We start from the raw sequence: 14776 nt of genomic DNA, 5'->3' as shown, positions 1-14776 counted from the left end.
GAAAATTTTTTATGAAGGCAACAGGAATTGTACGAAGAATCGATGATTTAGGACGTGTGGTCGTGCCAAAAGAAATCCGGAGAACACTTAGAATTCGCGAGGGTGAACCGCTTGAAATATTTACAAACCGCGAAGGAGGCATTGTATTAAAGAAGTATTCACCCATAGGAGAACTTGCCGCATTTGCCAAAGAATATGTGGAGGCGGTTGCGCAGGTGGCGAAATGCACCGTGTGTGTGACAGACAGAGACCGGATTGTGGCGGTGGCAGGACCGGGAAAAAAGGACTATGCCGGAAAATCCATTCACCGTGAATTGTTGGAAGCAATTGAGGACAGACGGACGATTCTGGCAACGGATGCCGAACCGGACTTTAGCCAGGTAACAGAGGACGAGACAGAAGTATTTTCCGAAGCAGCGGCAACGATTTTAGCAGAAGGTGACGCTATCGGAATGGTGCTTTTACTGTCTCGCGACACAGAACGCATATTTGGCGACTTTGAGCAAAAAATGGCGATTTGCGGGGCAAACTTTTTAGGACGGCAGATGGAACCCTGATAGGCAAAATTTTAAGGTGATAACGCAGAAAAACCTTGACAATTACTACCAAAAAGGTTATATATAGATGTATAGGTTGTACAAATCTAGCAAATAATTTATTGAGGAGGATATAATCCATGAATAAGACTGAATTAGTAGCAGCTATGGCTGAGAAAGCAGAATTGTCTAAGAAAGACGCTGAGAGTGCATTGAAAGCATTCGTAGATGTTGTTACAGATGAATTGAAAAAAGGTGAAAAAGTACAGTTGGTTGGTTTCGGTTCTTTCGAAGTTGCTGAGAGAGCAGCAAGAGAAGGTATCAACCCATTGACAAAACAGCCGATGAGCATTCCTGCTTCTAAAGCTCCTAAATTCAAAGCCGGCAGAGGTTTGAAGGACGCTGTGAACGCATAATCTTGCGATTGTTATTATGGATTTTTGGAGCACTTTGCTATCGCATATAGCAGAGTGCTCTTTGTTATGCTTTGCCTAATGACGGATGAAACCGTGTGAGGCAGGACTTGACAGAAGAAGGGAGATTTTTTATGAGACTGGATAAGTACTTAAAGGTATCCCGCCTGATTAAACGCCGTACGGTGGCGAATGAGGCGTGCGACGCCGGACGAATTTTAGTGAATGATAAGGTGGCAAAAGCATCTTTAAATGTTAAGCCCGGTGACATCATCGAGATTCAGTTCGGAAACCGGAATACAAAAGTAGAAGTATTGAGCATAAACGAAACATACAAAAAGGATGAAGCCAAAGAACTTTACCGATACGTGTAATAAAACCCCCTGTGACAGCATATAGTGAGATAGATATGATGCCAGGGGGCTTTTATTATGTTGCAGGAATCTTCCCGGCCGGTGACGGCACATAAATTGGAGATGCAGAATCGTAACCACGTGGATTTGACCGGAATTACGGAAGTGGTTTCTTTTGACAATAAAGAAATTGAACTTGAGACCGTAGAAGGTGCTGTGCGCTTTGCGGGTGAGGATTTGCATGTAAAGCGTCTTACACTCGAAAAGGGCGAGGTGGAATTGGAAGGAAGGATTTGTGAGATTATCTATCATGAGTCGAGAAAGGAAAAGACGGCAGGGGGTGTTCTTAGCCGTTTGTTTGGCTGATGGAAATGATACAGGGGCAGCTTATGTATGTTGCCGCCTCCTTTGTGGAGGGTGTTTTCTTAATGTTTTTGTATGATTTTATACGAGCGTTCCGCATGAAAGTGAAACATGGCAGAGTGTGGATTCTGATTGAAGACTGGCTGTTCTGGTTATTGGCAGCTTTCTTTGTATTCCCCATGATTTTTACGCTCAATCACGGTTTGCTCCGCAGTTTTTTTGTAATTGCTTTGACTTTGGGTGTTTTTTTATACCGAACCTTGGTAAAAACGCATGTACAAAGAGTAATTTATGAATTTTTTAGACTTATTTTTCGACCATATGTTTGGATTTTTAAAAAAATAAAAGGAATACAGAAAAAACACTTGAAATCGTGAAAGTCAGCGTCTATAATGGATTTGTTAGTACTACAAGTATAGAAAATACAATTGTAGAATAATGTCGAGGGGATGGAGCCGTGAGAAGAAGAAAAAGAAGAAACCGCACCGGGATTTATCTGGTTATGCTGGTGGCAGCCTTGTTTGTTGGCACATTAGCGGTTCATGGTTATTCACTGCGTGCAAACTGTCAGAAACTTGCGACAGAGCAGCAGAACTTAAAAGATAAGAAAAAGAGTTTGAAAAAAGAACAGGAACAGATTAAAGAACAAAAAGAGTATCGTAAAACAGACCAGTATGTGGAAGATGTAGCGCGTGAAAAATTTGGACTGGTATATGATAATGAAATTGTGTTTAAGGCAGAATAAGAACGAAGACCATTGCTTAGGCGGTGGTCTTTTTTTGTCGAAAATTTCTTGAAAATGCCCTTCCGATTTTGACATTTTTCTCTGTATGCTCTCTTTATACTGAGAGTGTTTAGAGAAAGACAAGGGGGCACGGATTTTGAAAGACAAGAAACAAAAAATATGTTTTGACAAGCGATATTTGTTGTTGTTAGTGGCAGGATTTTTGACCGGGCGCGTGTGGCTGTATGGAATTAATCCTTTTGGTGTGGCATTGTTTGCTGCGGTGGCAGCGGAGCGAAAGGGCAGGAAACTTTTGGCTCTTTTTGTTTTGGCAGGCATGTTTAGCAGCACAGAAGGACTTTCGCTTATTAAGTATCTCACGCTCTTTCTGCTTGTTCTGTCACTCGAAAAAATACAGGAAAAGTGGACAAGCCATACCGGACAGGCGGTGTATTTAGCACTTCTTACAGGCGGTTTAAATATGGCGGCAGGTATTTTGAACAGTATTCTTGCCGTAAATACATGGGAAGTATTCTGGCTCAGTATCCTTGAGAGTGTCATGGTATTTGCGCTTGCCAATGTGTATCAATGGGGTGTGCATTTTATTTTGTATGAAGAGTGGAATCAATTATTTAACAATGAGGAATTGATTAGCCTTCTTATCCTTGCGGTGACAGCGCTGTATGGGCTGCCGAGGCAGGCGGATATGATTTTTTCCATTTCCGGAACACTTTCGTATTTCATGATTTTGTTTATGGGATACCGGTATGGGGCATCGACCGGCGCCATTGCCGGGGCGGCGGGAGGAATTTTACTGGCACTTACCGGGGAAAATATGGTGGTTGTCGGCATATGCTGTCTGCTCGGTGTGTGTGCGGGGACGCTGCGTAAAATGGGACGTTTTGTAAGTGGCGGGCTGTATCTTCTTGTCGGTGTGCTGCTTGCTGTGTATTCATTAAAGGACTTGTATGGCATTATTGAACTGCGGGCAATGCTGTCGGCGGTTATTTTGTTCTTTGCCATTCCAAGGCGGGTCATTCACTGCGTGGAAGAAGACATACCCGAACGGGAAGAGGATTCTTTTGCCAAAGAGGATGTACGCGCACTTGCCAACCATCAGCTGGAAGACTTTTCAGATGCCTTTCGCCGGCTGTCCAAGAGTTTTGAAAATGAGATGGAAGAAAAAGGGTTGTCGGAAGAGCGGCTAGAGGATATTTTTGCACAGTTATCTCGTGATACGTGCAACGAATGTATCAATTGTAAATATTGCTGGAACCGCCATTATGAGGAGACCAATGAAAGTCTGCGACAGATTTTGTGGCAGGTGGGGCAGGACGGAAGTGTAACGATGTCACAGATTAGTCCGGATTTTCAAAGACGCTGTATGCATCTAGATGAGTATGTGCATCAGGTCGAGGAGAGGATTGCCGGGGAAAATGTGAGACTTGGTTGGCATAACCGGATGTCAGAAAACCGCCGCGTGATGGCAGAGCAGATGAAAGAAATTGCAGTGGCGTTAAAATCGTTTACCATCAATTTGGGCGAGACAGAGGAACTTCCCAAAGAGCGAAAACGAAGAATTTTAGAAGAATTAAAAAAAGAGGGTATCAAGGTAGCACGTTTATCGGTGAAAAAAAGGGGCGGATATCTGGAAGTAATGTTTACCGGTGCCTGCCATGGCAATCATTGTTTGACAAAGACCGATGTTGCTCAGGCGCTGTACCGTGCGACAGGCATTATGATGTGTCCGGCAAGAGAGACAAGAAATGTGCTTTCTTCCACAACGGATACGATGTTTTTCAGACAGGACACAGTATATAAGGCGCTTACGGGGCTTGCCAGAGTTGCCAAAAGCGGTGAGAGTGTGTCTGGTGACAATTATTCGTTTTTGGAACTTTCGGGAACCGGTGAGCTTCTCATGGTTTTAACGGACGGCATGGGAAGTGGTGAAATGGCGGACCGCGACAGCAGCAATCTAATTGAGGCACTGGAATATCTGATGGAGGCGGGGTTTGAAAAAAAATCGGCACTCAGGCTTTTGAATACGCTGTTTGTTGCAAATTATGAGGGAAAATCATTTGCAACACTTGATATGGCGGCGATTAACCTTCATACCGGCATTTGTGAAATTATGAAAAATGGAGCGGCAACTACTTTTGTAAAGCGGGAAGGCGGAGTGGAGATGATTGCTTCCAGTGCGCTTCCGGTCGGTGTGGATTTGCAGGCGGAGCCGGATGTTGCCGTCGTACAATTGCAGGAAGGCGATATGGTTATTATGGTTTCGGACGGCGTGCTTGACAGTTTTTATGAGAGAAATATAGAGAGCGACAGTCAGGAGGAGATGGCGACACTCATTGACAGGCTTTACTGCAAAAATGCGAATGACATGGCAAACCAGATTTTGATGAACACACTGGCACACAGTACAAAAGAGGCGTCTGACGACATGAGCGTTTTGGTGGCCGGAATTTGGAATAAAGTTTGACGAAAAAAACGAAAACCGTTACAATAAATGCGGAGGATGAAGCCGTGAGAGAAGAAATGATTCGATATAGCGAAACGCACCACTTGTTTTCACCGGGCGACAAGATTATTGTGGGGGTGTCGGGTGGCGCTGATTCGGTATGCCTTTTGTATTTATTAAATAGTTTACGGAAAGAAATGAATTTGTCTCTATTCGTTCTGCATGTCAAACATGGCATCCGGGGAGACGATGCCGACCGGGACGCACAATTTGTGAGAGAGCTTTCAGACAAGTGGGAACTTCCGTGTTTTGAGGTTTTCGAAGATGTACCGGCGTATGCAAAAAAGTGGGGGATGAGTGAGGAGGAGGCTGGACGTGCATGCCGCTATGAGCAGTTTGAAAAATTGCGCAGGGAAAAAAATGCGGACTGTATTGCAGTGGCGCACCACAAAGAGGATCAGGCAGAGACATTTTTGTTTCGGCTGATACGTGGGAGTTCTGCCAGAGGCTTGGCGGCGATGTTGCCGAAAAGAGATTTTATTATACGACCGCTTCTGTTTGCCGAAAAGGGAGACATTCTTGCGTTTTTAGAGGAGAAAAAGATACCGTGGCGGGAGGATATTACGAATCAGGATACAGCGTATCAGAGAAACTGGATTCGGAAGGGGTTACTGCCACTGTTAAAAGAGAACTTAAATCCGGGTGCGGTAAGGCATATTGCGGATGCGGCGGATGACATTGGCAAGTGGCGTAAGTATATCCGCGAGCAGGCAGAGTGCGAGGCGGAACATGTAATTTTCCATGAGGGAAAAGAAGTTCTGTTAAGGCGGGATGTGTGCCGGGGACTTCCGGAGGTTTTGCAAAAGGAGATTTTGTCGCTCTTTTTAGAGCAGGGAATCTCTGGCGTAAAAGATGTCACGAGAGCGCATTATGAGGCATTATATGAAAAAATTGCAGAGAAAGGAAACGGCACGTTTTCTCTGCCCGGCGGCTATTTTGTCGTCTGTGATTATGAGTATTTCAGGCTTACGAAAAATAAGCAAAAAAAGCAGGAAAACGTTTGTGTGGAATGCGACATGGCATCCGGGAATATAGTGGAAATGGATGGTGTGTATTACCGCTTTCGTTTTGAGGTGGTGGCACGTGAAAAACTGGATTCAGAAATTCCACAAAAAGACTATACGAAATGGTTTGATTATGATAAGATAAATAGTAAACTGACGATTCGCAATCCGAGACCGGGAGATTTTTTTGTGCTTGATGACAAGGGGCATAAAAAGAAATTATCCCGCTACTATATGGACGAAAAGATTGCGAAAGAGCGTCGGGACAGGCAGCTTGTGCTGGCGGATGGCGCCCATGTGATATGGGCGATTCCAAATCGAATCAGTGCAGCCTGCAAAATAAATCAAAATACAAAATATGTTTTGGTTGTGACCAAAGAAAGGATACGTCATGAAAGAAGAAATCAACGTCTTGATTAAAGAAGATGAAATTGTAGCAAGAGTGAAGGAACTTGCTGAGCAGATTAACCGTGATTACGAAGGAAAAACACTTCATTTGATTTGCATTTTGAAAGGAAGTGTATTTTTTACCTGCGAACTGGCAAAATATATTACAGTGCCGGTTACGATTGATTTTATGAGTGTATCAAGTTATGGAAATGGTATGACCAGCAGCGGAAGTATTACGATTAGTCAGGATTTGATTATGAGTTTGGAAAACCGTGAAGTGCTGATTATTGAAGATATTGTGGACAGCGGACGCACACTTTCGTATCTTGCCCATATGTTAGAAAAACGTGGACCGAAAAGTTTGCGCATTTGTACGCTTTTAGATAAACCGGCATGTCGCGTATCAGAAGTGGATGTGGCGTATACCGGTTTTGAAATTGATGATTTATTTGTGGTTGGATTTGGACTTGATTATGCCCAGAAATACCGCAATTTGCCTTATATCGGAGAGCTGAAAATAAAGGAGGATTAATCCGATGAGAAAATGGAAAGGTTATGGCTTTTTTGTCGCGATGGCGGCAATAATTTTGATTGCCATGATTTCGAGCGATTTTATGTCCGGATGGACAGAGGAGAATTATACTTATACACAGTTTAAGGACGATTTGTCGAATCATAAAATACAGTCCGTTGTGGTGGGACAAAATGAGCAGGTTCCGACCGGTGAAATCCGTGTGACAATGAAAGACAGTAAAAAACATTCTTTCTATGCACCGGATGTGAATGTAGTTATTGAAAAATTAGACGATGCACATTTTACAAATGTAGTTGTCTCGGATGTTGAGACAACACCGTGGTATTTGGAGATTTTGCCATATGCAATAGGATTCGTCCTGATTTTTGTTTTGTTTACAATGATGACGAGCCAGGCGCAGGGCGGAGGCGGCGGAAATGCCAAAATGATGAATTTTGGAAAGAGCCGTGCGAGAATGACCGCACCGGATGAAAAATCAAAGACATTTGCAGATGTTGCCGGTCTGGTCGAGGAAAAAGAACAGTTAGAAGAAATTGTAGACTTTTTGGAGGCACCGCAGAAATATACGAATTTAGGTGCCAGAATCCCGAAAGGCGTGATTATGGTGGGCCCTCCGGGAACCGGTAAGACATTGCTTGCCAAAGCAGTTGCCGGTGAAGCGGGTGTTCCGTTCTTTAGTATTTCCGGTTCTGATTTTGTGGAAATGTTTGTCGGCGTCGGTGCTTCCCGTGTCCGTGACTTGTTTGCGGAAGCAAAGAAAAATGCACCGTGTATTGTTTTTATTGATGAGATTGATGCCGTGGCAAGAAGACGAGGAAGCGGTCTTGGCGGCGGACATGATGAGCGTGAGCAGACGTTAAATCAGATGCTTGTTGAAATGGACGGCTTTGGAATCAATGAGGGAATTATCGTGATGGCGGCAACCAACCGTGTAGATATTCTGGATCCGGCAATTCTCAGGCCGGGACGTTTTGACCGCAGAATCCACGTGGGTCTTCCGGATGTGAGAGGCCGTGAGGAAATTTTAAAAGTCCATGCGAAAAATAAACCGTTATCGGATGATGTGAATTTGGAAGAAATCGCACGTACAACGGCAGGATTTGCCGGTGCGGATTTGGAAAATCTTTTGAACGAGGCTGCCATTTGTGCCGCAAGAGAAAACCGCCCGTATTTGATGGACGAAGATATTCGCAAGTCCTTTATCAAAGTGGGAATTGGTGCAGAGAAAAAGAGCCGTATTATTTCTGAAAAGGATAAACGGGTTACGGCATATCACGAAGCCGGACACGCAATTTTGTTTCATGTTTTGCCGGATGTCGGACCGGTTTATACGGTTTCTGTAATTCCGACCGGACAGGGTGCCGGTGGTTATACGATGCCATTGCCGGAAAAAGATGAGATGTATCTGACCAAAGGTAAGATGTTGCAGGATATTGTTGTATGTCTTGGCGGGCGTATCGCAGAAAGTCTTGTCTTTGATGATGTGACAACGGGGGCTGTGCAGGATATCCGTCAGGCAACGGAGCGCGCTCGCGATATGGTTACAAAGTATGGTTTCTCGGATGAACTTGGTATGATTAACTACAGCACGTCAGATGATGAAGTCTTTATCGGCCGTGAGATTGGGCACGCAAAGAACTTTAGTGAAGGAACCGCTGCTGTGATTGACCAGGAAGTAAAACGAATTATCGAGAGCTGCCGTGAGAAGGCTACTAAGATTTTGAAAGAAAACCGCAAGGTTTTGGATAAATTGGCAGAGCTTCTGATTGAAAAAGAGAGAATCGGGCAGCAGGAGTTTGAAGCTCTCTTTGAGCAGAATGACGAGACAATCGAAGAAATGTAAAGATTCTTTGTGCAAATGTGCAAATGGGAGAAAAGTATTGGGCAAAACTAACAAAAGAATGGTGGAAAAAATGTAAACTTTGTGCACACTGTTTTTTGGTAACGTGTTATAGTAATACGCGTAAACCCCAATACATTATATAGTTTTTGCTACACCCCATAAGTAACAAAAATACCTTCTCCCAAAAGGACAGCATCGTAAGCTGTCCTTTTGACTTATCTAAAACAAGGATTCACGGCTTTTTAGCCGTGAATTTTTACAAATAGAAATAATTATGTTCGGAGGACAAAGCAATGGCTGACGGAACCCTTAATAAGAAAGCAATATTTAGTGATGGTACGGCTGATTTTGTTTCGCCATGTGAACCGCGTGTGTATGAGACCGTTACGATTCGGTGCCGCGTTGGGAAAGATGAGGCAGAATATGTGAAGGCAATGGTGGATGAAGTGCCTTATATTATGCATTTAGAAAAGTCAACGGAGTATTTTGATATTTATGCCGTATCATTTCTATTGGAAGATCATCCGATAAGTTATTACTTTAGGGTAGAAACGGCGAAAGAGACGTTGATTTGCAACCGTCAAGGAGTGGTTTCAGATGTCAATCCATATTTCAATTTCTGTCTGATTCCGGGATTTCATACACCGGACTGGGCAAAAGGTGCCGTGATGTACCAGATTTTTGTGGATCGTTTTTATAATGGGGATAAGACAAATGATGTTGTTGACGATGAATATACATATATTGATGAGCATGTGACGCAGGTGCGTGACTGGAATAAAATGCCGGCATCGATGGGCGTGCGTGAGTTTTATGGCGGCGATTTGCAGGGTGTCATGGATAAACTGGACTATTTGCAGGATCTTGGCGTGGAAGTTTTGTATTTGAATCCGATTTTTGTATCGCCTTCAAATCATAAATATGATACGCAGGACTATGATTATATTGATCCCCATTACGGCGTAATTGTCGAGGATGGCGGTGACGTGCTGGCGGCAGACGACAAGGAAAATGCACATGCTACAAAATACATTAAGCGCGTTGTTAATATGAAAAATTTAGAGGCGAGTAATGCATTCTTTGCAAAATTTGTCGAAGAAGTACACCGTCGTGGCATGAAAGTGATTCTGGATGGTGTATTTAACCACTGTGGTTCCTTTAACAAGTGGCTTGACCGCGAGAAGATTTACGATAAAGATGAGTCTTATGAAAAAGGTGCTTTTTTGCAGGAAGACAGTCCATATCACGACTTCTTCTATTTTTACCCGGATGGAAGCTGGCCGGACAATACGCATTACGATTCGTGGTGGGGCAATGATACTCTGCCAAAACTAAATTACGAGGGATCGGAGCGCTTAGAACAATACATTCACGGAGTTGCGAGAAAATGGGTGGCTGCACCGTATTGCATTGATGGATGGCGTCTGGATGTGGCGGCTGATTTGGGACACACACCGGAGTACAACCACAAATTCTGGAAAGGATTCCGTGAGGCGGTGAAGAGAGAAAATCCGGAGGCAATTATTCTTGCGGAGCATTATGGAGACCCTTCTGCATGGTTAGATGGAACCCAGTGGGATACGGTGATGAACTATGATGCTTTTATGGAGCCAATCAGTTGGTTTTTGACCGGTATGGAGAAACACAGCGATGCGCGTCGCAGTGATTTGCGTGGGAATGCGGCGGCTTTCTTTGGCTCGATGACTGATTATGGGGCAAGATTTACGACGCCAAGTGCTTTGGTAGCGATGAATGAGCTGTCGAATCACGACCATTCCCGCTTTTTAACCCGTACGAATCATGTGGTTGGAAGAACCGCGTTTACCGGTCCTCAGGCAGCGAACTACGGCGTAAATCTGGCGGTTATGCGCCAGGCGGTACTGATGCAGATGACATGGGTCGGTGCTCCGACGATTTACTACGGTGATGAGGCTGGTGTGTGCGGCTGGACAGACCCGGATAACAGACGTTCTTATCCGTGGGGCAAAGAAGATCATGAGTTGATTCGTTTCCACAAGGAGATGATTCGAATTCATAAAGATTACGAAGTGTTTTCTACCGGAAGTTTGTTGTATCTTCATGCAGAGAATAATCTCATTGGATACGGAAGATTCAGTGAAAAGGAACAAGCTTTTGTTCTTGTTCAGGTGGAAGGCGAAGAATGCGAAGTGGAAGTAGATGTATGGCGTCTTGGTGTGGCGAATGGCAGCCGGATGGCGTGCATGATGTATACCTGTGAAGAAGGTTTTGACATGGCAGCGAGAATGTGCCGTGTTGAAAATGGAAAGGTAAAAGTTGAGATTGGTAAAAATGGAGCGGTGTTGTGGAAAACGCTCTCTATGTAGGGGGATTTGAAATGGAACAGAAAACAGCAATGAAAATATCGATGGTTAGTATTGTGGGCAATATTTTACTGTCACTGTTTAAGGCGTTGGCAGGAATTGTGGCGAATTCGGGTGCAATGATTAGTGATGCGATTCATTCAGCATCGGATGTGTTTAGTACAATTGTTGTGATTATTGGAATTCGGCTATCAGGAAAAGAGTCGGACAAAGAGCACCCATATGGACATGAACGCATGGAGTGCGTGGCGGCGATTCTTTTGGCAACGATTCTTGCAGCTACCGGTCTTTTTATCGGCTGGTCAGCGGTAGAAAAAATCACGGTACAGGATGATTCTGCACTTGCGGTTCCCGGTATACTTGCCCTTGTTGCGGCGGTTGTTTCGATTGCCGTAAAAGAGGCGATGTTCTGGTACACAAGAGCAGGGGCAAAAAAGATTGATTCCGGGGCACTTATGGCGGATGCATGGCACCACCGCTCGGATGCGTTGTCGTCGATTGGCGCACTTGTTGGTATTGCAGGAGCCAGAATGGGTTATCCGATTTTGGATGCAATTGCGAGCCTTGTTATCTGTATTTTTATCGAAAAAGCGGCAATTGACATTTTCAAGGATGCGATAAATAAAATGGTAGATAAAGCGTGTGACGACGAGACGGAACACGAAATGTATGAGTGTGTCATGAAAAATGAAAATGTACACGGTGTGGATTTGCTTAGGACGCGGACATTTGGCAATAAAATATATGTTGATATTGAAATTCGTGTGGATGGTAATTTAACTTTGTGGGAGGCGCATGCGATTGCGGAATCCGTGCATGACTCGGTGGAAACAGAGTTTTCAAAGGTAAAACATATTATGGTTCATGTGAACCCGTGCTAGAATGACAAGGAGGTCCGGCAAGATGTAAACGAGAAATCCAAAGTTTTGAATATTTGGCATTTGATACGAAAGTTTTCAGCATGTTAATTAGGGATGGTCTTTTTCAGAATTCCAGTAATCTATCAAGAAAAAATTCGCTGGGAGTGGGTACAGATGCGCGGGTATGAGGCATGCGTATTTTGCATGCCCATACCCCTGCGCATTTGTCTGAGCGGGAGCGCCCACTGCCAGTGAATTTTTTCTTGTAGATTACGGAAAACTGAAAAAAACTCACTTGACACATCCCCAAATATCTGCTAATATAAATCACGTTGAAAACTTCATAGCAACAGATGCGGGTGTAGTTCAATGGTAGAACACTAGCCTTCCAAGCTAGATACGTGGGTTCGATTCCCATCACCCGCTTCTTTTTTTACATTTTGCGAGGATTCACTCGCTTTTTTTTATATAGGAGAAGTCAGGAGGCTGTAAAATATGGTTTTATTAGTTGGAATCAATGCAAAATACATCCACACGACGCTGGCGGTCCGCTCACTGCAGGCAAATGCAGGGAAGTACCGGAAGGATGTAGAAATTGCGGAGTACACAATCAATCACAGAAGAGAGGAAATTTTTCAGGACATTTACCGCAGGAAACCGGAGGCGGTTGGATTTTCTTGTTATCTTTGGAACATTGAATATGTGATGGGGTTAGCCGGAGATTTGAAAAAAGTGCTGCCAAATCTGTTTTTATTCTTTGGCGGACCGGAAGTAAGTTATCATCCGGAGGAAGTGCTTGCAAAATACGAATACGCAGACCTTGTTATGGTTGGCGAGGGCGAGCGGACCTTTCAGGAATTTATGGCATACTTGGTGGATGGTGACAGAGAAATTTCATCCATAGACGGGATAGTATACCGAGGTATCGGTGGATTGCACCGTACTAAACCAAGACAGGGATTAGATATGGATGATTTAGTGTATCCTTATGATGACATGGAAACACTGAAAAACCGCATTATTTACTATGAAAGCATGAGAGGATGTCCGTTTTCGTGCAGTTATTGTTTATCCTCCATTGAGAAATCTGTGCGGATAAAAAGCCCGGAAAAGACAGAGAGAGAGCTTGATTTCTTTCTTGAAAACAAGGTGCCGCAGGTGAAATTTGTGGACCGCACCTTTAACTGCAACCACGCGTATGCCTACCGCATATGGAAGTATATTGGTGAGCATGATAATGGTGTGACAAATTTTCATTTTGAAATCGGGGGCGATTTGCTGCATGAAGAAGATTTTCTGCTCTTTGATACATTCCGTCCGGGACTTGTGCAGTTTGAGATTGGCGTGCAGTCGACAAATCCGGATACCTTAAAGGCAATCAGACGTACCGCTGACTGGGATTTGCTGCAAAAAAATGTAGCAAGAATTCATGCGCGCGGAAACATCCACCAGCATCTTGATTTAATTGCGGGACTGCCGTATGAGGATTTCAATACTTTTAAGAAATCGTTCTGCGATGTATATGCGATGAAACCGGACCAGTTCCAATTAGGATTTTTGAAAGTCTTAGATGGTTCCTTTATGAATGAAAAGCGTAACGATTACGAGATTCAGGCGAGCAGCCTGCCGCCGTATGAAATCTTTTCGACCAAATGGCTTTCCTATGAGGATGTTCTTTCTTTAAAAGGCGTAGAAGAAATGGTAGAGGTGTATTACAACAGTTTCCAGTTTACTGCATCGATGATTTATTTGGAACGCCTTTTTAAGGACGCATACTGTCTGTATGAGGAGTTGGCGAAGGAGTACGAAGAAAAGCATTTGTTTGAGCGTAAAATCAACCGGAGAGAGCGATATGAAGTGCTGTATGCCTTTGGAAAGAAACATGTGCCGGAAACAGACGCCGGAAACTGGCAGGAGATCATTACCTACGACTGGTACCGCAGAGATTTTGCAAAAGAAAAACCGACTTTTGTAAAGCCGGATTCAGAAACGCAAAAACGAGAGATTCGCGCCTTCTTTGACAGGGAGTGCGAAACACACCGTTATCTGCCCGGTTATGAGGGATATGTAACCAGACAGTTATATCATATGGTTTATTTAGGAGAATATACGGTAGATATTCAGAGACTTTTAAAAGATGGTACCCTGCAGAAAAAGGAACCTTATTATATTCTCTTTGACTATAAAAACCGAAATCCGCTCAACTATGCAGCAGCCGAACGGATTTTAACAATGGATGAATTTACCGGTACGCCATGAGTTTCTGCTCCAATGCCTGAATCAGTGCCTCTTTATGTGGCAGGGAGCCATCCTCGACATTGCGGATGAGTGCACTGATTTTTTCCGGTTCTTCCAAATGCAGATATATGTCGGCAAGACTGGTGTAATCGGTCATTTTTTGTGAGCCGTAGTGGAAGGCAAGCAAAAACGTCTGCTCCGCCTCCGAATAAAGATCGGCTTCGGTGCAGGCACGTGCCAGATTGGTCAATGCGAGGAGAAAATGATTAAAATTTTCATCATATTCGCATAAAACCTTGAAATTTCCTACGCCATATGCTAATTTTAAATCTGTATTCGAATATTCGGATAAATCGAGCATAGGACTCTTGATTATTTTCCGGATATGGTCGATATAATATAGTACGGACTCATTTTCTGTGGTAAACACAGGAAGTTCCGATTCTTCCACATGGAGAATGGGAAGATGGGAAATATCTTTTTTCCTTGTCTGGTTAGCCATGCGCTCCCGTTCCCAGAATGCGTCCGAAGCTTCTTTATCTTTGTTTTGGCTTTTGCGCTGTTCATAGAACATCCAAAGCACAAAAATGACAAAACATATTAAGAAAACAGGTATAAAATTCATAATCATTAGTTCCTTTCAGAAAGGGG

13 protein-coding genes and 1 tRNA gene are annotated in these 14776 nt (G+C 43.7%); 13 read left to right on the top strand and 1 reads right to left on the bottom strand.

The genetic code is table 11. From position 1 onward, the window contains the following. The first annotated feature begins 11 nt into the window (after positions 1-11). The 13 genes from spoVT (at position 12) to DW019_RS10215 (ending at position 14146) form a co-directional block, all read left to right on the top strand. Complete coding sequence (gene spoVT, locus DW019_RS10280) at positions 12-557, top strand: stage V sporulation protein T (protein WP_117478483.1); 546 nt, start codon at positions 12-14, stop codon at positions 555-557. Positions 558-676: 119 nt separating this feature from the next. Then, positions 677-952 (top strand): HU family DNA-binding protein, encoded by a 276-nt coding sequence (locus DW019_RS10275; RefSeq protein WP_022376981.1) that lies wholly within the window; start codon positions 677-679, stop codon positions 950-952. Between the two features lie 131 nt (positions 953-1083). Beyond that, the gene (locus tag DW019_RS10270) at positions 1084-1323 is read left to right on the top strand and encodes an RNA-binding S4 domain-containing protein (protein WP_022376982.1); all 240 of its coding nucleotides are present in this window, start codon (positions 1084-1086) and stop codon (positions 1321-1323) included. A 57-nt stretch (positions 1324-1380) separates the two neighbouring features. Continuing rightward, on the top strand, positions 1381-1668 hold the full coding sequence (gene yabP / locus DW019_RS10265; RefSeq protein WP_117478482.1) for a sporulation protein YabP: 288 nt from the start codon (positions 1381-1383) through the stop codon (positions 1666-1668). Positions 1669-2122: 454 nt separating this feature from the next. Continuing rightward, the gene (locus tag DW019_RS10255; RefSeq protein WP_022376985.1) at positions 2123-2410 is read left to right on the top strand and encodes a septum formation initiator family protein; all 288 of its coding nucleotides are present in this window, start codon (positions 2123-2125) and stop codon (positions 2408-2410) included. A gap of 136 nt (positions 2411-2546) precedes the next feature. Next, positions 2547-4874, top strand: coding sequence for a serine/threonine-protein phosphatase (locus DW019_RS10250; RefSeq protein WP_118443295.1), 2328 nt, complete (start codon positions 2547-2549; stop codon positions 4872-4874). Continuing rightward, positions 4871-6337, top strand: coding sequence for a tRNA lysidine(34) synthetase TilS (gene tilS, locus DW019_RS10245; RefSeq protein ID WP_118443294.1), 1467 nt, complete (start codon positions 4871-4873; stop codon positions 6335-6337). Before DW019_RS10250 ends, tilS begins: the two co-directional genes overlap by 4 nt. Then, positions 6309-6839, top strand: a complete 531-nt coding sequence (gene hpt, locus DW019_RS10240) for a hypoxanthine phosphoribosyltransferase (protein ID WP_022376988.1) — start codon at positions 6309-6311, stop codon at positions 6837-6839. Before tilS ends, hpt begins: the two co-directional genes overlap by 29 nt. A gap of 4 nt (positions 6840-6843) precedes the next feature. Beyond that, a complete protein-coding gene (gene ftsH, locus DW019_RS10235; protein WP_117478477.1) occupies positions 6844-8685 on the top strand; it encodes an ATP-dependent zinc metalloprotease FtsH in 1842 nt (613 codons plus the stop codon). Between the two features lie 293 nt (positions 8686-8978). Next, positions 8979-11030, top strand: a complete 2052-nt coding sequence (locus tag DW019_RS10230) for a glycoside hydrolase family 13 protein (protein WP_118443293.1) — start codon at positions 8979-8981, stop codon at positions 11028-11030. A gap of 11 nt (positions 11031-11041) precedes the next feature. After that, positions 11042-11908, top strand: a complete 867-nt coding sequence (locus DW019_RS10225; RefSeq protein ID WP_118443292.1) for a cation diffusion facilitator family transporter — start codon at positions 11042-11044, stop codon at positions 11906-11908. 334 nt (positions 11909-12242) lie between these two features. Further along, positions 12243-12313, top strand: a tRNA-Gly gene (locus DW019_RS10220). A 69-nt stretch (positions 12314-12382) separates the two neighbouring features. Next, a complete protein-coding gene (locus DW019_RS10215; RefSeq protein WP_118443291.1) occupies positions 12383-14146 on the top strand; it encodes a B12-binding domain-containing radical SAM protein in 1764 nt (587 codons plus the stop codon). On the opposite strand, the gene DW019_RS10210 is transcribed toward DW019_RS10215, so the two are convergent. Beyond that, positions 14130-14750 carry a hypothetical protein gene (locus tag DW019_RS10210; protein ID WP_118443290.1) on the bottom strand — a complete coding sequence of 207 codons (621 nt, stop codon included), beginning with the start codon at positions 14748-14750 and terminating at the stop codon, positions 14130-14132. The genes DW019_RS10215 and DW019_RS10210 overlap by 17 nt on opposite strands. Positions 14751-14776: the final 26 nt, after the last annotated feature.

Origin of the sequence: Clostridium sp. AF37-5 (assembly GCF_003477605.1) — a bacterium.
Lineage (GTDB): Bacteria > Bacillota > Clostridia > Lachnospirales > Lachnospiraceae > Eubacterium_F.
This window is presented reverse-complemented; position numbering and strand designations above follow the sequence as displayed.